We start from the raw sequence: 20,372 nt of genomic DNA on the forward strand, positions 1-20,372 counted from the left end.
CGGGCACGATGGACCCGGAGCTGCGCGCCGCCATCGGCCGGATCGCCCGGGTGCCACAGCTCCTGATCGCCTGCGACTACGACGGCACCCTGGCGCCGATCGTGGAGGACCCGAGCAAGGCCGTCCCGCTGCCGGAGTCGGTGGCCGCCGTCCGGGCGCTGGCCGCCCTGCCCCAGACCACCGTGGCGGTGGTCTCCGGGCGGGCCCTGCGCGACCTGGCCGCGCTCTCCCGGCTGCCCAGCGAGGTGCACCTGGTCGGCAGCCACGGCTCCGAGTTCGACATCGGCTTCGTCGAGCGGCTCTCCCCCGAGCTGATCGCCGTGCGCACCCGGCTGCGCGACGCGCTGCGCGAGATCGCCACGGCGCACCCGGGCATCCGGCTGGAGCGCAAGCCGGCGAGCGTCGCGGTGCACACCCGCGGGGTCGACCCGCAGGTCGCCGCCGCCGCCATCGAGGCGGTCCGCACCGGCCCCGCCACCTGGGATGACGTCACCGTCACCCAGGGCAAGGAGGTCATCGAGCTGTCGGTGGTCGCCACCCACAAGGGCACGGCCGTCGACCAGCTGCGCACCCAGCTCTCCGCCAGCGCGGTGCTCTTCATCGGCGACGACGTCACCGACGAGAACGCCTTCGGCAACCTGCACGGGCCGGACGTCGGCATCAAGATCGGCCCCGGCGACACCCAGGCCGGCTACCGGGTGGCCGACCCGATCGAGGCCGCCCGGGCCCTCGGCCTGCTGCTCGAGACCCGCCGGCACTGGCTCTTCGGCGAGCGGGCGGTGCCGATCGAGCGGCACTCGATGCTGGCCAACGGCCGCACGGTGGCGCTGCTCACCCCCGAGGCCAAGATCACCTGGCTCTGCCACCCCAAGCCGGACTCGGCGGCGATCTTCGCCGACCTCGTCGGCGGCAGCCCGGCCGGGCACTTCAGCGTCGCCCCGGAGCGCGGGGGCATCCCGCTCGGCCAGCGCTACCGCTCGGGCACGATGACCGTCGAGACCCGGTGGTCGGGCCTGACCGTCACCGACTGGCTGGACAAGCCGGCCACCGAGACCACGCCCGACGGCCCGGCCGTCATCACCGGCGACTCGACCCTCGTCCGGGTGCTCACCGGCTCCGGCCGGGTCCGCCTGGAGTTCGCGCCCCGGCCCGAGTTCGGCCAGGTCGCGGTGCAGTTGCAGCCGCTCGGCGACGGCCTGCTGGTGCTCGGCTCCAACGAGCCGGTCGCGCTCTACTCCCCCGGGGTGGAGTGGCAGGTCAGCGGCGACGGCGGCAACTACGAGACGGCCAAGGCGGTCGTCGACCTCTCCGCCGCCGGCGGGCAGGTCGTGCTGGAGCTGCGCTTCGCCACGCACAGCCTGGAACACCACCGGCTGCCGGTCCACGAGCGGCAGGCCCTCGCCGAGCAGCCGTGGAAGGACTGGGTCGCCTCGCTCCGGCTGCCCAACACCGCGCGGGACATGGTGGCCCGCAGCGCGCTGACCCTGCGGGGGCTCTGCCACGAGGCCACCGGCTCGATCCTCGCGGCCGCGACCACCTCGCTGCCCGAGGAGCTGGGCGGCGTCCGCAACTGGGACTACCGCTACTGCTGGCTGCGGGACGCGGCGATGACCGCGCGGGCGCTGGTCGACCTGGGCTCGACCGAGGAGGCCGAGGCCCTGCTGCGCTGGGTCGACGGGTGCATCGAGCGCACCGGCGGGCACCCGGAGCGGCTGCACCCGCTCTACACGGTGGACGGCTACGAGCTGGGCGCCGAGGCGGTCATCGACACGTTGCCCGGCTACGCCGGCTCCCGGCCGGTCCGCGTCGGCAACCTCGCCAACCACCAGCTCCAGCTCGACGTCTTCGGCCCGATCGCGGACCTGATCGCCGCCGTCGCCGACGCCCGGGGCTCGGTCCGCGAGGACGAGTGGCGGGTGCTGGAGAACATGGTCGAGGCGGTCCGCCGCCGCTGGCACGAGCCCGACCACGGCATCTGGGAGGCCCGCCTCCCCCCGCGGCACCACATCTTCTCCAAGGTCATGTGCTGGATGACCGTCGACCGGGCGTTGCACGTCGTACGCCAGCACGGCGGCGAGGACCGGCCGGAGTGGGTGGAGCTGCGCGACCGGATCGGCGCAAACGTGCTGGAGTACGGCTGGCACGAGGCCGTCGAGGCGTACAGCGTGGCGTACGGGGACGAGGACATGGACGCCTCGTCGCTGTGGATCGGGCTGTCCGGCCTGCTCCCCGGCGACGACCCGCGCTTCCTCTCCACGGTGCTGCGGATCGAGGCGGACCTGCGCAGCGGGCCGGTCGTCTACCGCTACCACTGGGACGACGGCCTGCCGGGGCGCGAGGGCGGCTTCCACATCTGCACCGCGTGGCTGATCGAGGCGTACCTGCGCACCGGGCGGCGTACCGACGCCGAGGAGCTGTTCACCCTGATGGTGGACACCGCCGGCCCGACCGGCCTGCTCCCCGAGCAGTACGACCCGCTGGCCGAGCGCGGGCTGGGCAACCACCCGCAGGCGTACAGCCACCTCGGGCTGATCCGCTGCGCCCTGCTGCTGGACAACATGCTCAAGCAGTGACCTGACCAGCAAAAACGGCGGCCGGAGACCACGTCTCCGGCCGCCGTCGTTCATCCCACGAGATCAGACCCGAGCCGGACCCGAGCCACCGCACGGACCACGACCACCGGGGATTTCCGGGAAGCCCGCTCGCGGAGGGATCAGGCCTGACCGCCCGGAGCGAGCGGGCTTCCCGGAAATCCGTCAACACCAGCCCCGGCGAGGGCAGTGACCACGTCTCCCACCACGACGACGGCCGGCGGTCGCAGGTCGGCGGCGACCACGTCGGCGGCCACCGCGCCGAGCGTGGAGCGGAGCACCCGCTGCGAGCCGGTCGTCGCCTCCTGCACCACCGCGGCCGGCGTCTCGGCCGGGCGGCCGTGCGCGACCAGCGTCGCGGTGATCGCGGCGAGGTTCTTCAGCCCCATCAGGACGACCAGCGTGCCGCGCAGCCCGGCCAGCGCGTCCCAGCGGACCAGGGAGGCCGGCGAGTCGGGTGCGACGTGCCCGGAGACCACCGTGAACTCGTGGGCCACCGCCCGGTGGGTGACCGGGATGCCGGCCGCGGCCGGTGCCGCGATGGAGCTGGTCACGCCGGGGACCACGGTCACCGGCACGCCCGCCGCCGCGCAGGCCAGCAACTCCTCGCCGCCCCGGCCGAAGACGTACGGGTCGCCGCCCTTGAGCCGCACCACGGCCTTCCCGGCCAGCGCCCGGTCCACCAGGATCCGGTTGATCTCCTCCTGGGCCCGGGACGGCCCGTACGGGATCTTCGAGGCGTCCACGAGTTCCACGTCGGCGCGCAGCTCGTCGAGGAGCAACCCCGGCACCAGCCGGTCGGCGACCACCACGTCCGCCTCGGTGAGCAGCCGCCAACCCTTCACGGTGATCAGCTCCGGGTCGCCGGGCCCGGCCCCGACGAGCGCCACCCGCCCGGGCCGGGTGCGCCGCCGGGTCCCTTCCCCCACCGCAGGCGGCGGTAGGGGGCCCTTCCCCGCATCCAGCAGGTCGCGGACCGCGTCACGGACAGCCATCGCCCGACGCGGGTCGCCGCCGCCGAGCACCGCCACGGTCACCGGCCCGTGCCGGGTCACCGCCGGGGTCCAGGCGGTGGCGGCGGCCCGGTCGTCGGCGCGTACGCAGAAGATGCGGCGCTCGGCGGCGGCGGCGCTGACCGACGCGGCGGCGAGCGGGTCGTCGACCGCGACCTGCACCAGCCACGCGCCGTCCAGGTCGTCGGGGGCGAACCGGCGCGGCGCCCAGTGCAGCCGTCCGGCGTCGACGTGCGACCGCAGCGCCGGGGTCAGCTCCGGCGCGACGAGGAGGACGTCCGCGCCGGCGTCGAGCAGGGCGGGCACGCGGCGGGTGGCCACCGTTCCCCCACCCACCACGACCACCCGCCGGCCGGCGAGCCGCAGGCCCAGGGGGTACGGGTTGCCGCTCACGCCGCCGCCTCGCTACCGAGCCCGATGGTTCGCTCGCTCCGCCCGCTCACTTCTCGGCCACCCCCGCCGAGTCGAAGGTGGCGACCTCGTGCAGCACCCGGACCGCGCCGGTGACCACCGGCAGCGCGAGCAGCGCGCCGGTGCCCTCGCCGAGGCGCAGCCCCAGGTCGATCAGCGGCTCCAGCCCCAGCCGGCGCAGCGCGACGGTGGCGCCCGGCTCGGCGGAGCGGTGCCCGGCCACCATGGCGGTCACGGCGTGCGGGGCGAGGGCCGCCGCGGCGAGGGCCGCGGAGACCGCGATGACCCCGTCCAGCAGGACCGGGGTCCGGCGGGCGGCGGCGCCCAGGATCAGTCCGGCCAGGGCGGCGTGCTCCAGGCCACCGACGGCGGCCAGCACGCCCAGCGGGTCGGCCGGGTCGGGGGCGTGCCGGCGCAGCGCGGCGCGCACCACGTCCACCTTGCGGGCGTACGTGGGGTCGTCGACCCCGGTGCCCCGGCCGGTCGTCTCCGCCGGGTCGATGCCGGCGAACGCGGCGATCAGGGCGGCGGCCGGCGTCGTGTTGCCGATGCCCATGTCCCCGGTGAGCAGGATGCCCGCGCCCGCGTCGACCAGCTCGCCGGCCACCCGGATGCCGGTCTCCACCGCCGCCCGGGCCTCGTCCCTGGTGAGCGCGGCCGTGACCGCCAGGTCCCGGGTGCCGGGTCGGACGTTCGCCGCGACCAGCCGGGGCACGTCCCGGGCCGGCGCGGTGCCGGTGGCGCCCGCCCCGGCGGGGTCCGCCGCCGGCGCGTCGGGGACCGGCAGCGGGGTGGCCACGCCGACGTCGACCACCGTGACGGAGGCGCCGGCCTGCCGGGCGAACGCGTTGACCACCGCCCCGCCGGCCAGGAAGTTCCCGATCATCTGCGCGGTGACCTCCTGCGGCCAGGGGGTCACCCCCTGGGCGTGCACGCCGTGGTCGCCGGCGAAGATCGCGACCGCGGCCGGCTCCGGCAGCGGCGGCGGGCAGTGCCCGGCCAGGCCGGCGAGGCGTACGGAGAGCTCCTCCAGGGCACCGAGCGAGCCGGCCGGCTTGGTCAGGCGCCCCTGCAACTCCCGGGCGGCGGCCATCGCCGGCTCGTCCGGCGGCCGGATCGCCGCGATCGTCGTCTCCAGCATCATGCCTCCAGGATCTCCACCAGTACCTCGGTGAACGCGTCGGTGGTGGCCGGGTCGCGCACGGCGATCCGCAGCCAGTCCGGCCCGAGACCGGGGAACGTGTCGCCCCGGCGCACCGCCCAGCCGCGCTGCCGCAGGGCGGCCCGCACCTCGGCGGCCCCGGGCAGATGCACGAGCACGAACGCGCTGGCGGGGCGGCCGGCGACGCGTACGCCGGGCAGGGCCGACAGGCGGGCGACCAGGTGCGCGCGGTCGGCGGCGAGCCGGGCGGCGATGGCGCGCTCGGCCTCGACCGCGACGGGCGTGGCACAGGCCGACGCGGCGGCCAGGGCCGGGGTGGAGACGGCCCACAGCGGCTGGGCGGCGGCCAGCCGCTCCAGCAGCGCGGCCTCGCCGAGCAGGTAGCCGATCCGCAGGCCGGCCAGTCCCCAGGTCTTGGTGAGGCTGCGGACCACCACCAGGCCGGGCAGGTCCCGTCGGGCGGCCAGGGACTCCGGTTCGCCGGCCACCCCCGCCGCGACCGTGGTGTCGGCGAACGCCTCGTCGACCACCAGCACCCGGCCGGGCCGGGCCAGCGCGGCCAGGTCGGCGGCGGGGTGCAGCACGGAGGTGGGGTTGGTCGGGTTGCCGATCATGACGAGGTCGGCGTCGGCGGGCACCCGGGCCGGGTCGAGCCGGAAGTCGTCGCCCGCGTCGAGCAGCACCCGCTCCACCTGGTGCCCGGCCGCGCGCAGCGCCGCCTCCGGCTCGGTGAACTGCGGGTGCACCACCACCGGCCGGCGTACGCCCCGCAGCGCCCGGGCCAGCAGCACGAAGCCCTCGGCCGCGCCCGCGGTCAGCAGCACCTCGGCCGGCGGGCGCCCGTGCCGGGCGGCGACGGCGGCCCGCGCCGGCCCCGGGTCGGGGTACGCGGCGAGGTCGCCGAGGGCGGCGGTGATCGGGTCGGCCAGCCAGTCCGGCATGGCGTCCCGCCGCACGTTGACGGCGAGGTCGACCAGCCCGTCGCCCACCTCGGCGTCCCCGTGGTGGGTGAGGTCGGGCTCGTTCCCCGCGGGGTCGGGTCCGGGCCCCGCAGGGCCGGGTCCGGTCCGGGCGGGGTCGGGCTCGTTCCCCGCGGCGTCGGGTCCGGGCTCGGCGGCGGGGAGGGTCTCGGTCGGCTGACCACGCATGTCCGCGATCCTGCCGGGAAGGCGGCGCACGGGACAGCGGATCCCGGCGTGGGACGCGTCACCACACGGGCGTTTATGAATATTTCTCAAGTGCGAATCGGAATTGTCATAACTTGGCCCTGTGAGCAACCGACCCCTTGCTGCCGCTGGTCGTCTCGTTCCCCTTCTCCGCGCCGGGCTGATCGCCGGCATCGTGGTCGCCGCCGTGGCCTACCCGGTGGCCGCCGCCACCGGCCTCGGCGCGAAGGTCACGGCGCACGCCATGGAGCACAAGACCAAGATCCTCACCACCGCGCTGCCGGCCGAGACGTCGTACCTCTACGCGCCCGACGGCAAGACGGTGCTGACGATGTTCTACGAGGAGTACCGGCAGTACACGAAGCTGGCGGACATCTCGCCGAACATGCAGCAGGCGATCGTCGCCGCCGAGGACAACCGCTTCTACCAGCACCGGGGCGTCGACCCGAAGGGCGTCGCCCGCGCCTTCGTGGCCAACGCCCGCTCCAGCGGCGTCTCCCAGGGCGCCTCCACCCTCACCATGCAGTACGTCCGGATGGCGCTGCGCGACAGCGCGAAGACGCCGAAGGAGGTGCAGGAGGCCACCCAGCAGACCAGCCTGCGCAAGGTCCGGGAGATGCGGATGGCGCTGGACCTGGAGAAGGAGCTGAGCAAGGAGCAGATCCTCGAGCGTTACCTCAACTCCGCCTACTTCGGGCACCGGGCGTACGGCATCTACGCGGCCAGCGAGATCTTCTTCTCCAAGCCCCCGAAGGACCTCACGCCGGTCGAGGCGGCCACCCTCGCCGGGCTGGTGAAGTCCCCGTCCGAGTACGACCCGGCCACCTCGGACCAGAAGGACGCCACCGGCCGGCGCAACTACGTGCTGGACCGGATGAGCCAGCTCGGCTACCTCTCGCCCGACGACGTGGCGCAGGCCAAGACCGAGCCGATCCGGCTGAAGCTGACCTACCCGCCGAACGACTGCGCGGCGGTGCCGGAGAAGTGGAACAGCTGGGGCTTCGCCTGCGACTACCTGAAGAACTGGTGGAGCGCGCAGCCCGCGTTCGGGGAGAACCGGCTGGAACGGATGGACAAGCTGCGCCGGGGCGGCTACCGGATCGTGCTCAGCATGGATCCGAAGATCCAGGCGGCCGCCGAGCAGAACGTCGGCAGCAAGGAGAACACCGGCAGCCCGTTCGCCAACGGCATCGTGGTCTCCGAGCCCGGGACCGGACGGGTGAAGGCGATGGCGGTGAACCGGACGTACTCGCTGAAGCTGGACGAGAACCCGCCCAGCTCCAACCCTGAGGCCGGGCCGAAGGTCAAGGCGAACTACCCCAACACGGTGGCGCCCCTGCTCGGCGGCGGCGACCTGCCGGGCTACCAGGCCGGTTCGACGTTCAAGATGTTCCCGATGCTGGCCGCGCTGAACGCGGGCATGCCGCTGTCCACCTCGTTCAACGCCCCGTACCGGTACCGCTCCGAGGTCTACAACGGCTGGGCGCCGTCCAACGCCAGCGGCGCGATGTCCGGTAACCAGACCATGTGGTCCGGCTTCGGCAAGTCGGTGAACACGTACTTCGTGTGGCTGGAGGAGCAGGTCGGCGCCGACAAGGCGGTCCGCCTCGCCGAGCAGCTCGGGCTGCGCTGGCGCACCGACGTCGACCGGGAGCACGCGTCCCCGGCCAAGGCGAAGACGTGGGGCGCGTTCACCCTGGGCGTCTCCGACGCCACCCCGCTGGAGATGGCGAACGCGTACGCCGCGATCGCCGCGGACGGCCGGTACTGCGAGGCGATCCCCGTGCAGGCGATCTACAACCGGGACGGCACGCCGACCACCTGGAAGACCGCCTCCGGGATCGAACGCGAGGTCGCCAAGCCGCGCTGCCGGCAGGTGGTGAACGCCGACGCGGCCCGGGCCGCCACCGACGCCGCCCGCTGCCCGACCGGCGACACCCCGGCCCGCGGGAGCTGCGGCGGCTGGTCGACGGCGGACAGCGTACGGGGCACGGTCGGCCGGCCGGTCGCGGGCAAGACGGGCACCACCGACAGCACCCGGTCGGCCTGGTTCGTCGGCTACACCCCGGAGCTGGCGGCGGCGAGCTTCATCTCCGACCCGGACAACCCGTTCAACGCGGTCGGCGACGGCCAGTCCCAGATCCCGATCGCCGCGGTCGCGGAGACCCTCCGTGACGCGCTCAAGGGGCAGCCCACCCGCCAGTTCACCCCGCCGTCGGACCGCATCGTCGGCTGACCACCGCCCGCCGCCCCCGCCGTCGGCGGGGGCGAGGGTCGGGCGGGTCAGCGGAGGTCGGGCGGGTCAGCGGAGGTCGGCGGCGACGAAGGACCAGACCTCCAGGTCGACCCGGCCGCCCCGGACGAAGCCGGCGTTGCGCAGCAGGCCCTCGTAGCTGAAGCCGGCCTTCTCGGCGACCCGGCGGGAGGCCAGGTTACCGGGGGCGACGCGCAGCTCGACGCGCTGGAAGCCGTGTTCGAGGATCAGCGCGATGGCGAGCGCGTCGACCGCCTCGGCGGCCAGCCCGAAGCCCCTCGCGTGCGCCGCCATCGCATAGGAGACCTCGGTGCACCGGGCGCCCCAGTCGGTGCGCCGGGTCCACAGGCAGCCGACCACCCGGTCGTCCTCCCGGCGCACCACCGCGTAGTGGTCGCCGTCGCCGCTGTCACGCCGTTGCCGGGCCAGGTCGGTGCACCAGGCCAGCCCGTCGATCTGGCCGGACGTGTCGACCAGCGGCAGCCACCGCTGGGTCTGCCGGTCGGCGAAGACCTCGTCGGCGGCCTTCGCGTCGGCGGCGGTCAGCGCGCGCACCTCGGTGCGGGGCGTGGAGACCGTCAGCGCCGGGAAGCGGCGCACCGCCACCTGGCCGATCACGCGGGCACCCCGCCGAGCCGGGCGGTCGCGGAATCGACCGCCGCCTCCGCCGCCGCGTCGACCAGCCGGGCGGCGAGCTGCGGGTACGCCGCCCAGTGCACGGTGAGCTGCGAGGCGTGCACGCCCCGCCAGACGAAGCCCTCGGGCGCCCCGCCGTCCCAACTCCAGGCCGCCCGCGCGCCGGCGCGCGGGGTGAGCACGGCACGGTGCTCCTTGTACCCGGTCACCACCGTGCCCGCCGGCGCCACCACGCCGTCGGTCAGGGCGGTCGCCTCCCGGTAGCCGACGACCAGGCCGTCCCGGCTGGTCCCGACCGCGTCGAGCACCCCGCACATGGGCAGTCCGTCCAGTTCCCGGGCCAGCCAGAGCAGGCCGGCGCCCTCGGCGACGACCGGCCGCCCGGTGCGGGCCAGCTCGGCGACCGCGATGCAGAGCCGACGGTTGGCGGAGAGCTGCTCGGCGTACGACTCGGGAAGCCCGCCGCCGACGACCAGCGCGGCGGCACCGGCGGGCAGCGCCTCGTCGTGCAGCGGGTCGACCGTCACCACCTCCGCGCCGGCCGCGCGGAGCAGCTCCGTGGCCTCGGCCTGGCCGTAGCTGCCGCCCGCCGCCCCGGCGACCGCGACGACCGGGCGCGGGCCGGCGGCGGGCCGGTCGGCCGCGGGCGACCACGGCGGCGTCGGCAGGGGCGGGGCGGAGCGGGCCAGCCCCAGCAGCCGGTCCAGGTCGACCGTGGCGGCGACCGCCTCGCCGAGCCGGCGTACGGCGCGGGTGGCCTCACCGGTGCGGGCGAGCGCGGGCACCGCCCCGTGCCGGCGCGGCGGCAGCACCGCCGGCAGGTCGTGGCGGCGCAGCACCCCGTAGACCGGTACGCCGATGTCGTCGAGCGCCGCGCGCAGCAGCTCCTCGTGCCGCGCCGAGGCCACCCGGTTGAGGACCACCCCGCCGAGCCAGAGCTGCTCGTCGTACGCCCGGAAGCCCTGCACCAGGGCGGCCACCGACTGCCCCATCGCGGCGACGTCCACCACCAGCACGACGGGGCTGCGCAGCGCGGTCGCCACGGCGGCCGTCGACTCGCTCTCCGGACGGCCGGTGAGGCTGTCGTACAGCCCCATGCTGCCCTGCACCAGCGCGAGCCCGGCGCCCGACGCCCCGTGGGCGACCAGCGGGGCGATCCGGTCGGCGCCGACCAGCCGGGGGTCGAGGGTGCGACCGGGGCGGCCCGCGGCCAGCCCGAGGTACGCGGCGTCGACGTGGTCCGGGCCGATCTTGAACCCGGCGACGTCGACGCCCCGGTCGGCGAGCGCCGCGAGCAGCCCGATCGCCAGCGTGTTCTTGCCGTGGCCGGAGGACGGCGCGCTGAGCACCAGGCGCGGCACGACGGTCATCATCGACTCCCTGCGGGGCGGCGGGGGAACCCTGCGGCGGGCCGACCGCGCGGTCCGCCCGCGTGACGATAGCCGACGCGGGCGGCGGCCGGCCGTCGCCGAGCGGACCTGTCGGGCGCGGCGCCGGGGGGCGGATCGGGGCCGCTGGGACCGGTGACCCGGCGCGGATCGGGGCCGCCGAGGTCGCTGACCGGCGCGGATCGGGGCCGCCGAGGCCGCTGACCGGCGCGGATCGGGGCCGCCGAGGTCGGTGGCCCGGAGCACAGGGGTAGCCTCGTGGTCGTGTACCGGTTCCTGCTGACGCCGCGCTGGCTGGGCATCCTCGCGCTGACCCTGGTCGCCGCGGCGGTGATGGTGCTGCTCGGAAACTGGCAGCTGGACCGCTACCACGGGCGTACGGCGATCAACGAACGGATCGACGCCGGCCTGCGGATGGACCCGGTCCCGCTGCGAGACGTGCTGCCCGCCCCGACCGGCGGCAGCGGCACGGCCGGCCCCGCGCCCGCCGAGGAGAGGTCCTGGACCAAGGTCACCGTGACGGGCCGGTACGACTCCGCGAACGTCGTCCTGGTCCGGGGCCGTGCCGTGGAGCGCACGGTCGGCTTCGAGGTGCTCACCCCGCTCGTGCTTGCCGACGGCACGGCGGTGCTGGTGGACCGTGGTTGGATCCCGCCGGCTCCGGGCGGTGACGCGACCGTCCAGCCGAACGTGCCGCCCGCTCCCACCGGTGAGGTCACCGTGACGGGCCGGGTGCACCTGAGCGAGAGCGGCTCGGTCGGCGTCACCCGGCGCGACGGCAAGCTGGAGACCCGGCGGATCGGCGTGCCCCGGCTGGCCCAGGAGCTGCCGTACCCGGTGCACGGGGCGTACCTGCTGCTGGACGAACAGACCCCGGCGGCCGACCCGACCTTCAAGGACGTGCCGGTCGGGCACACCAACAACTGGCAGAACTTCGGCTACGTCGTGCAGTGGTGGATCTTCGCCGCGATGACCCTCTTCGGCTACGGCTGGGTGGCCCGCCGGGAGGCCCGCCGGCTGGCCGGCGTGGGGCAGGAGCGGCCCACCGACCGCGCCGCGGAGCCCGCGTCGCACAGCGTCGCCTGAGCGACGCGGTCCGCCGCGCCGGTCCCGGGCGCTGGACGGTCGATCCGCGGTTCCTCGGCCGCACCGGTCCCGTTGTAGGGTCCGTCAATGATCAATCTGCGTGGGGGTTCGCAGTGACCCCTGATCCCACCATGCCGCTGCCGCCCTCGGAGCCGGCGACTCAGCCGCACCCGACGACCGATCCCTGGGCATCCGCCCCGGTCTCGACCGGTTACCAGGCGCCGCCGGCAGCGCCGCACCACCTCGCACCGCCGCTCCCGGGCCCGGACTCCGCCCCACCGGCCGCGCAGTACTCCGCCCCGCCGGCCCAGCCCTACTCCGCCCCGCCGGCAGCCGCGCAGTACTCCGCCCAGCCCTACTCCGCCCCGCCGGCCCAGCCCTACTCCGCCCCGCCGGCCCAGCCGTACGCGGCGGCGCCCGGTACGGATCTGGTCCGGCCGGGACCGCACCCGCCGGTGATGGCGCCAGCAGCCGGGCAGCCGGGCCCGCTGCCGACCGGCTACCCGCCGCCCGCACAGGGCGCGGTGGCGGTGCAGATCGGCGAGATCATGGTGAGCCCGCCGGTGATCCGTACGCCGGCCGGCGTGCTGCCGCTCGCCGGCGCCTCCTGGCACGTCGTCGACCACTGGCAGCAGGAGCAGAAGACCGCCACCTGGGCGGTGGTGTGCGCCATCGTCGGTTTCTTCTGCCTGACCTTCTTCAGCCTGCTGTTCCTGCTGATCAAGGAGACCCGGCACCACGGCACCGTGCAGGTCACCGTGTCGAACGGCGCCCAGCAGTACGTGGCCCGGATCCCCGTCGCGAACCAGGTCCAGGTGCAGCACATCAACAACCAGGTCAACTACGCCCGGTCGCTGTCGAACATGTGACCCGCCCACGGCTCGCGCCGCCCGGCACACCCCCGCCGGGCGGTCAGCCGCTGGCCCGCCCTGCGTGGATGGCGCGCACGTCGTCGATGGTGTCGGCATCGGCCGCTGTCTTGTCGTCGCGGTAACGCACCACCCGGGCGAAGCGCAACGCCACCCCGCCCGGGTAGCGGGAGCTGGTCTGGACCCCGTCGAAGGCGATCTCGACCACCTGCTCGGGGCGGACCCGCACCACCCAGTCGCCGCGCTCGACGGCGAGGGAGAGGAACCGCTCGGTCTGCCAGCGCAGCACCTCGTCGGTCAGGCCCTTGAACGTCTTGCCGAGCATCACGAAGTCGCCGGTGCGCGGGTCCCGCGCGCCGAGGTGCAGGTTGGACAGCCAGCCCTGGCGCCGGCCGCTGCCCCACTCCACCGCGAGCACCACCAGGTCGAGGGTGTGCCGGGGCTTCACCTTGACCCAGGCGGCACCCCGACGGCCGGCGTCGTAAGGGGCGTCGGGCGCCTTCACCACGACCCCCTCCTGGCCGGCGTCGACCGCGGCGGCGAACGCCTCGCCGGCCCGCTCCGGGCCGTCGACCTCCATCCGACCGACCAGCAGCGGAGGGTCGACCGCGGCGGCGAGCGCGGCCCAGCGCTCCCGGCCGGGCAGGTCGATCAGGTCGTTGCCGTCGAGGTGCAGCAGGTCGAAGAAGTACGGCGTCAGCACCGTCTCGCCGGTGGACTCGGCGGCGGCGAGCACGGCCGGGGCGACCGGGGCCCGGCCGGTGGTGCTCGGCGTGGTGCGCCGCGCCGCGCGGCTCGACGTCTCCTGGAAGGGCAGCGGCCGGCCCGTCGCGTCGAGCCCGATCGCCTCGCCGTCGAGCACCAGCTCGCGGGCGGGCAGCGCCCGCACGGCGGCGACCACCTCGGGCACCCGGGCGGTGATGTCGTCGAGGCTGCGGGTGAAGACGGCGATGTCGTGGCCGGAGCGGTGCACCTGGATCCGGATGCCGTCGAGCTTGACGTCGACCACGGCGGGCGTCCCGGTGGCGGCGAGCGCCTCGTCCACCGAGGGCGCGCTCTGGGCCAGCATCGGCGCGAGCGGGCGGCCGACCTGGAGGCCGAAGGCGGCCAGCGCCGGCGCGCCGCCGTCGAGCGCGGCGACCGCGACCGCCCGCAGGTCGCCGGCGAGCAGCAGAGCCCGGCGTACGGCGGCGACCGGCACGTCGGCCGCCCGGGCCACCGCGTCGGCGAGCAGCCCCGCCTGGGCGCCCTGCCGCAGTTCGCCACTGAACAGGCCGGTCAGCAGCCGCTGCTCGTCGGCGGTGGCGGCGGCGTAGAGCGCACCGAGCAGCGCCCGGCGGCGGGCCTGCGAACCCGGCCCACGCACCGCCGCGATCTCGTCGACGGCCGCGTCGACGGCGGCCACGGTCAGGGTCGGCTCGGCCGCCGGGGGCGGCAGGTCACGCAGGCTCGCCCAGCCCACCCCGGTCTGCCGCTGACGCAGCTCGCCGGCCAGCCACCCCGAGCCGGCCGCGACCTCGTCGGGGTCGAGCGACCGCAACGCCTCGGCGAGCAACTCCACCTTGGCCCGGCGGGCCCGGGTGGCGCCGACGGCGGCGGAGGTGGCTGCCAGGTCGATGAACCGCACGGGTCCATCCTGCCAGCCACCCCCGACACCACCCGGGCATTGCCGTGCCCGGGCGTCATGCGGGCCGGGCGGTCAGGCCGAGACGGGCTCCTCGATGCGGAGCCCGCGGGCGCGGATCTCGTCGGCGACCCGGGAGAGCACCGTGTCGAGCGCGACCAGGGCGGCGGAGAGCTCACCGAGCTGTTCCTTGAGCGTGTCCTCGGGCCACGCGGAGACATCGACGTCCCCCAGAGCGCTGACGGCGGCTTCGAGCCGGCTCATCACCTCGTTCGTACGCATGTTCGAGAGGCTATAACAAGCCCGCGCCCGACACACCGCAAACTCCCACATCGACCCGGAAGTTACGGTTCCGACACCTAACGCCCGTCGGCGCCCGCCTCGGCGACCTTCTTCAGCAGCAGCGCCTCGGCCAGGCAGACCCGGGCGAACTCGCCGAGGTGCAGACTCTCGTTCGGGCCGTGCGCCCGGGCGTGCGGGTCCTCGACGCCGGTCACCAGGATCGCCGCCCGCGGGAACATCTCCTGGAAGGTGGCGATGAACGGGATCGAGCCGCCGACGCCGATGTCCACCGGGTCGGTGCCGTCCCAGGCGGTCCGGAACGCCGAACGGGCGGCGTCGAACATCGGGCCGGACGCGTCGATGACACACGGGTCACCGTCGTGCTCGAAGGTGACGGTCACCCGCGCGCCCCACGGCGCGTACTTCTCCAGGTGAGCGCGCAGGGCCGCGTACGCCCGCTTGGGGTCGTCGCCCGGCGCCAGCCGCACGCTCAGCTTCGCCTTCGCGGTCGGAACCAGGGCGTTCGGCGCCTCGCCGGTGGCCGGGGCGTCGATGCCGAGCACCGCGAGGGCCGGCTTGGTCCAGAGCCGGTCGGTGATCCGACCGGTGCCGATGAAGTCGACGCCCTCGCTCAGCCCGGCCTCGGCGCGGATCCGCTCCTCCGGGTAGTCGACGACCGCGCCCTCCCGGCCCACCAGGCCGTCGACGGCGACGTCGCCGGCATCGGTGTGCAGGGTGGCCAGCAGCCGGACCAGCGCGGTCAGCGCGTCCGGCACCGCACCGCCGAACATGCCGCTGTGCACGGCGTGGTCGAGGGTGCGCACCTCGACGAAGCAGTTGACGATGCCCCGCAACGAGGTGGTCAGCGCCGGCACGCCGATGTCCCAGTTGCCGGAGTCGGCGATGACGATGACGTCCGAGGCGATCTCGTCGCGGTGCTCGGCGAGCAGCCGCTCCAGCGAGTCGGAGCCGTACTCCTCCTCGCCCTCGATGAACAGGACCACGCCCACCGGCAGCGCGTCCCCGAACGCGCGCAGCGCCGCGACGTGCGCCATGATGCCGGCCTTGTCGTCGGCGGCGCCCCGGCCGTAGAGCCGGCCGTCCCGCTCCACGGGCTCGAACGGGTCCGACTCCCACAGCGACAGGTCGCCCACCGGCTGCACGTCGTGGTGGGCGTAGAGCAGCACCGTCGGCGCACCGGGCGGGGCGGGCTTCTTCCCGATGACCGCCGGCTGGCCGCCGGAGCGCACGATCTTGACGTCGAGGCCGCAGCCGCGCAGCAGCTCGGCCACCGCCTCGGCGGAGCGCTCCACGTGCGAGTGGTCGAAGCCCTCGAACGCGATGCCGGGGATGCGGACGAGGCGTTCCAGGTCGGCACGGACGCCGGGCAGCTCCCGCTCGACGGCGACCCGGACCTCGGACTCGGACATGATCGGTGTGGTCATGACCGGCATCGTATGCCGGCCTTACCGGTCGCCTCGCCCGAGGCCATGGCCACCCTGGTCAGGGCCGCCGCACGTAGTAGCGGGCGGCGTCGTGCGGCAGGGTCGGCGCGCCGTCGACCACCAGGTCGGCCCGGGCCTCGGTGCGGTCCGCGGCGAAGTGCGCCCGCTCCCCGAGGTGCCAGCGGCGCAGCTCCGGCAGGATGCCGGAACCGTCCCGCCGCACGGCCCGGGTGAGCCGCAGCGGCGCCGGGGCGGTGACGAAGACGGCGAGGGTGCGGTCCGCCGCGGTTGCGGCCCGCGCCGCACTGACCCCCTCGACCACCAGCACCGGCGCGACCGGCACCGGCACCGGACGGGGCAGGAAGGCCCGGCGGACCCAGCTGTACCGCCGGTACGCCCCCGGCCGACCGGCGCGCAGCGGCGCCAGCACGCACTCTTCGAGCCGGGGCCAGAAGGTGAGCTGGTCGTCCCACCCGTCGAGCAGGTCGTCGGTGTGCACCACGGGCGGCCGCCCGGCGCCGGGCAGGTCGGCGAGGGCGTCCGCGAGCCGCGCCGCGAACACGCTCTTGCCCGCGCCGCTCGGCCCGTCCACCACCACGAGCCGGGTCCGCCCCAACCGCGCCGGCCCGGCGAGCACCCGCCGGGCCAACCGGTCGTACGCCTCGACCACCGCCACCACCACCTGAGCGACGGTAGTGGGAGGCGCGGAGCGGGCCGACGACGGGCGAGCCGCGCGGAGCCGGGCCGACGACGGGCGAGCCGCGCGGACGGCGCGTGGGCCGGCCTCGGCGGGGCGTCGGGGGCGACCGCCGTGCGGGCACACCGATCGGGGGTCGCCCGAACGAGCGGTCGTCGGGCTGGCCGGAGCGTTCGGTCGGCGGCGCCCCGGACCGGGCGGGATGATCGGCTGGTGTCCCACAGCGTGATGAGTCCGGGCGTCGACGCCCTGCTGGAACAGGCCCGCGCCGGCGTGCGCCGGCTGACCCCGCACCAGACCGTCGAGGCGGTCCGCACCGGGGCCTTGCTGGTCGACACCCGCACCGACGTGCAGCGCCGGGAACAGGGCGACCTCCCGGGGGCCGTCGTGATCGACCGGACGGTGCTGGAATGGCGGCTGGACCCGGCCAGCGCCTGGCGGATCCCCGAGGCCACGGGTTACGACCGGCGGATCGTCGTGGTGTGCCGGCAGGGCTACGCCTCCAGCCTCGCGGTGGCGAGCCTGCGGGCGCTCGGTCTGCACCGCGCCACCGACGTAATCGGCGGCGTGCAGGCGTGGCGTGAGGCGGGGCTGCCCATGTCCGACCGCCCGGCCGACATCCGCTACTGACTCCCGACCCGGCGGGTCCGATCCGGCGGGTCCGATCCGGCGGGTCCGATCCGAATGGTCTGGGTCCGCCAGCCACCGTCCGGCCACTGTCGAGCTGCCCCGTCCATGGGACCACCATCGGTGGCGCGAGGGTGCGCGGCGCAGGTACAGCGCCCAGCCCGCAGCGTCAGCCGCACGGCACGTAGGCCGCGGCGCGGACCGCAGGCGCACGGCACACGCCACAAGCACACGGCGCACGGCAAGGCCCGTTCGGCACGGACGTGCGCGGGGCGGGGCGTCGTCAGGGGGCCGGTGGGGCGCCGGGTGGGATGAAGGGGAGGTCGGCCGGCGGGCCGGTCTCGACGAGACGCCAGAGGGCATCGGTGTCCAGGTGCTCCTCGACCAGATCGCCGAGCAGGTCAAGGGAGCGCTCGCGGGCGGCGGCGAACGACGTGTCCGGCGCGACCCGGAAGCCGGACCGGCCGGCCAGCCGGGCCACCTCGGTCAGGAAACGGCGGCGGAATTCGTCGGACTCGAAGGCTCCGTGCCAGTGGGTGCCGTGCACCGTGCCCGCCACTGCGCCCTCGCCGCTGCCGTCAGCGCAGGTCAGCAGCGGGGTCAGCGTGGGATCGGTGTGCGAGATGTAGCCGTGGTGGATCTCGTAGCCACGGACCGGGACGTCGCCGCCGGCGGTCCCGACCGACTGCCGGACGGTCTTGCGCGGGTCGAAGGTGACCTCGATCGGCAGCAGGCCCAGCCCCGGCACGCTCCCCTGCCGGCTCTCCACCGGGTCGTGGATGGCCCGGGCCAGCATCTGGAAGCCGCCGCAGATGCCGAGCAGCGGCCTGCCCGCCGCCGCGTGCGCCAGCACCGCGTCGGCGAGCCCGGTCTCCCGCAGCCAGGCCAGATCCGCCACCGTCGACTTCGAGCCGGGCAGGACGATCAGGTCGGCGGCGGCCAGCTCGGCCGGCTCGACGGTCAGCCGCACCCGTACGCCGGGCTCGGTGGCGAGCGCCTCGACGTCGGTGGCGTTGCTGATCCGGGGCAGCCGGACCACGGCGACGTCCAGCCAGTCGGTGCCGCGCGGGGCGGCCGGCCGGCCGAGCACCCGCCCGTACGCGAGCGAGTCCTCGGCGTCGAGCCAGAGGTCGAGCGCCCAGGGCAGCACCCCGTACGCCGGCCGACCGGTGACCCGGTGCAGCATGTCCAGCCCGGGCCGGAGGAGCCCGAGGTCGCCCCGGAACTTGTTGATCACGAACCCGGCGATCAGCGCCTGGTCGGCCGGGTCCAGCAGGGCGACGGTGCCGAACATCGAGGCGAACACCCCGCCCCGGTCGATGTCACCGACCACGATCGTGGGCAGGTTGGCGTGTCGGGCCAGGCCCATGTTGACGTAGTCGCCGGCCCGCAGGTTGATCTCTGCCGGGCTGCCCGCCCCCTCGCAGATCACCACGTCGTACGCCTCCCGCAGCTCGGCGAGCGCCGCGTACGCCGTCTCGGCGAGGCGGGGCCGCAGCTGGCGGAAGTTGCCGGCGGTGACCGTGTCGACGGCCTCGCCGAGCAGCACCACCTGACTGGCCAGGTCGCTGCCCGGCTTGAGCAGAACGGGGTTGAACCGCAGGTCGGGGGCGAGCCCGCAGGCCGCCGCCTGCATCGCCTGGGCCCGGCCGATCTCGCCGCCCCGGCCGTCCGCACCGACGACCACGGCCGAGTTGTTGGACATGTTCTGGGCCTTGAACGGCGCCACCTTCACGCCCCGGCGGTGCAACCACCGGCAGATGCCGGCGGTGAGCACGCTCTTGCCGGCGTCGGAGGTCGTGCCGGCGACCAGCAGCCCGCCGCTCACCGGCCGCTCCCCCGCCCCGCCGTCGCCGCGACGCGGCGACCGACGGCGGTCACCAGGCGACCGACGGTCAGTGGATAGGCGGCCGCCAGGCCGAGCGCGGCCAGCCCGACCGCGCCCGAGATCCGGGCGGCCCGCTTCAGGTGCCGCGCCTCGGGCCGGGGGCCGTCGCCGAGGAACGGCCGCACCTCCGAGCGGCCGAAGTAGACGTTACGCCCGCCGAGCCGTACGCCGAGGGCGCCGGCCATCGCGGCCTCACACTGCCCGGCGTTCGGGCTGGGGTGGTCGTCGCGGTCCCGGCGCCACACCCGCCAGGCGCGTTCCCGGTCGCCGTCGGCGGTCGGCGCGACGGCGATGGTGAGCAGCCCGGTCAGCCGCGCGGGCACCAGGTTGAGCAGGTCGTCGAGGCGAGCGGCTGGGGTGCCGAACCGGGCGTAGCGGGGCGAGCGGTGGCCCACCATCGCGTCGAGGGTGTTCGCCGCCCGGTAGCCGAGCAGGCCGGGCAGGCCCGCGACCGCTCCCCAGAGCAGCGGGGCGACGACGGCGTCCGACGTGTTCTCGGCGACCGACTCCACGGTCGCACGGGCCAGCTCGGGCTCGTCGAGCGCCGACGGGTCCCGGCCGCAGAGATGACCGAGCCGCTGCCGCGCCGCCGGCAGGTCGCCGTCGCGCAGGGCCCGCCCCATCACGGTGGCCTCGTGCCGCAGGGTACGCCCGCCCAGCACCGTCCAGGTCCCGGCGGCGACCAGCGCCGCCCGGGCCACCGGGCGGTGTCGGGTGGCAACCGTCGCGGCCACGCCGAGCAGCACCGGCGCGCCGACCGCCAGCGCGGCGAACGCCGTACCGGCGCCCCTGTCCGGGCGGTAGATCCGCCGCTCCAGGGCTCCGGCGGCGCGGCCGAAGCCGGCCACGGGGTGGTAGCGGCGGGGGTCGCCGAGGAGCGCGTCGAGTGCGTACCCCGCGACCAGTCCCGCCGCGGTCGCCACCGGCGTCGCCTGTCGCACCCGCCATCACCTCCGGCCGGCCAGCCTAGCCGAGCGCCTTCCCGCCCTCGGGCGGGAGCGACCGGAACTCGCGGGCCAGCGACCTGGCGGCCCGCCGACAGGGACCGTGCCACACCGACAAAGGCCCGCCGACAGGGACGCCCGCCGACAAGAACCCCCGACAGGGCCATGCCACGCCGACGAGGGCCGCCTCCAGGGGTGCCCGCCGGCCAAGGGCCCCGGCAGGGGCCGTGCCACGCCGACGAGGGCCGTGCTCGCTGACAGGCGTTCCCCCGGCCGCCACGAGCCGCGC

At 75.6% G+C, this 20,372-nt stretch carries 16 protein-coding genes; 5 read left to right on the forward strand and 11 right to left on the reverse strand.

Translation table 11 applies throughout. The features are described from left to right. Positions 1-8: 8 nt before the first annotated feature. Positions 9-2,573: a trehalose-phosphatase gene (otsB, locus tag ACZ6O2_RS17120; RefSeq protein ID WP_466023548.1), complete on the forward strand. Its 2,565-nt coding sequence runs from the start codon at positions 9-11 to the stop codon at positions 2,571-2,573. A 140-nt stretch (positions 2,574-2,713) separates the two neighbouring features. Here otsB and cobA read toward each other — a convergent pair whose 3' ends face one another. From cobA to cobC, 3 genes are read right to left on the reverse strand one after another with little or no spacing between them, the layout of a single operon-like run. Continuing rightward, positions 2,714-3,997, reverse strand: coding sequence for a uroporphyrinogen-III C-methyltransferase (gene cobA, locus ACZ6O2_RS17125; RefSeq protein ID WP_466023489.1), 1,284 nt, complete (start codon positions 3,995-3,997; stop codon positions 2,714-2,716). A 46-nt stretch (positions 3,998-4,043) separates the two neighbouring features. After that, positions 4,044-5,156 carry a nicotinate-nucleotide--dimethylbenzimidazole phosphoribosyltransferase gene (cobT, locus tag ACZ6O2_RS17130; protein ID WP_466023549.1) on the reverse strand — a complete coding sequence of 371 codons (1,113 nt, stop codon included), beginning with the start codon at positions 5,154-5,156 and terminating at the stop codon, positions 4,044-4,046. Further along, complete coding sequence (gene cobC, locus ACZ6O2_RS17135) at positions 5,156-6,325, reverse strand: Rv2231c family pyridoxal phosphate-dependent protein CobC (RefSeq protein ID WP_466023490.1); 1,170 nt, start codon at positions 6,323-6,325, stop codon at positions 5,156-5,158. The genes cobT and cobC overlap by 1 nt, the downstream gene beginning before the upstream one ends. A 121-nt stretch (positions 6,326-6,446) precedes the next feature. Between cobC and ACZ6O2_RS17140 the strand changes: the two genes are divergently transcribed. Continuing rightward, positions 6,447-8,579 carry a transglycosylase domain-containing protein gene (locus tag ACZ6O2_RS17140; protein WP_350708534.1) on the forward strand — a complete coding sequence of 711 codons (2,133 nt, stop codon included), beginning with the start codon at positions 6,447-6,449 and terminating at the stop codon, positions 8,577-8,579. Positions 8,580-8,645: 66 nt separating this feature from the next. Here ACZ6O2_RS17140 and ACZ6O2_RS17145 read toward each other — a convergent pair whose 3' ends face one another. Further along, positions 8,646-9,215, reverse strand: a complete 570-nt coding sequence (locus ACZ6O2_RS17145) for a GNAT family N-acetyltransferase (protein WP_350708536.1) — start codon at positions 9,213-9,215, stop codon at positions 8,646-8,648. Then, positions 9,212-10,603 carry a cobyrinate a,c-diamide synthase gene (locus ACZ6O2_RS17150; RefSeq protein WP_466023491.1) on the reverse strand — a complete coding sequence of 464 codons (1,392 nt, stop codon included), beginning with the start codon at positions 10,601-10,603 and terminating at the stop codon, positions 9,212-9,214. The genes ACZ6O2_RS17145 and ACZ6O2_RS17150 overlap by 4 nt, the downstream gene beginning before the upstream one ends. A 276-nt stretch (positions 10,604-10,879) precedes the next feature. Here ACZ6O2_RS17150 and ACZ6O2_RS17155 point away from each other — a divergent pair, with 276 nt between their 5' ends. Further along, positions 10,880-11,707 (forward strand): SURF1 family cytochrome oxidase biogenesis protein, encoded by an 828-nt coding sequence (locus ACZ6O2_RS17155; protein WP_466023492.1) that lies wholly within the window; start codon positions 10,880-10,882, stop codon positions 11,705-11,707. Positions 11,708-11,820: 113 nt separating this feature from the next. Continuing rightward, a complete protein-coding gene (locus ACZ6O2_RS17160; protein WP_466023493.1) occupies positions 11,821-12,576 on the forward strand; it encodes a hypothetical protein in 756 nt (251 codons plus the stop codon). A gap of 43 nt (positions 12,577-12,619) precedes the next feature. Here ACZ6O2_RS17160 and ACZ6O2_RS17165 read toward each other — a convergent pair whose 3' ends face one another. From ACZ6O2_RS17165 to ACZ6O2_RS17180, 4 genes are all read right to left on the reverse strand, one after another. After that, complete coding sequence (locus tag ACZ6O2_RS17165) at positions 12,620-14,203, reverse strand: ATP-dependent DNA ligase (protein WP_466023494.1); 1,584 nt, start codon at positions 14,201-14,203, stop codon at positions 12,620-12,622. A gap of 72 nt (positions 14,204-14,275) precedes the next feature. After that, entirely contained in the window at positions 14,276-14,482 is a 207-nt protein-coding gene (locus ACZ6O2_RS17170) for a hypothetical protein (RefSeq protein ID WP_350686124.1), read from the reverse strand. Between the two features lie 77 nt (positions 14,483-14,559). Further along, positions 14,560-15,912, reverse strand: coding sequence for a dipeptidase (locus ACZ6O2_RS17175; RefSeq protein ID WP_350708732.1), 1,353 nt, complete (start codon positions 15,910-15,912; stop codon positions 14,560-14,562). A gap of 73 nt (positions 15,913-15,985) precedes the next feature. Further along, positions 15,986-16,609 (reverse strand): uridine kinase family protein, encoded by a 624-nt coding sequence (locus tag ACZ6O2_RS17180; protein ID WP_350708543.1) that lies wholly within the window; start codon positions 16,607-16,609, stop codon positions 15,986-15,988. Positions 16,610-16,852: 243 nt separating this feature from the next. On the opposite strand from ACZ6O2_RS17180, the gene ACZ6O2_RS17185 reads away from it, so the two are divergent. After that, positions 16,853-17,254 (forward strand): rhodanese-like domain-containing protein, encoded by a 402-nt coding sequence (locus ACZ6O2_RS17185; protein WP_350708734.1) that lies wholly within the window; start codon positions 16,853-16,855, stop codon positions 17,252-17,254. 280 nt (positions 17,255-17,534) lie between these two features. On the opposite strand, the gene ACZ6O2_RS17190 is transcribed toward ACZ6O2_RS17185, so the two are convergent. Further along, positions 17,535-19,079 carry a cobyric acid synthase gene (locus tag ACZ6O2_RS17190; RefSeq protein WP_466023495.1) on the reverse strand — a complete coding sequence of 515 codons (1,545 nt, stop codon included), beginning with the start codon at positions 19,077-19,079 and terminating at the stop codon, positions 17,535-17,537. Then, entirely contained in the window at positions 19,076-20,080 is a 1,005-nt protein-coding gene (locus ACZ6O2_RS17195; protein ID WP_350708547.1) for a cobalamin biosynthesis protein, read from the reverse strand. The genes ACZ6O2_RS17190 and ACZ6O2_RS17195 overlap by 4 nt, the downstream gene beginning before the upstream one ends. Positions 20,081-20,372 lie beyond the last annotated feature (292 nt).

It is taken from the genome of Micromonospora sp. NPDC048040, assembly GCF_055587185.1.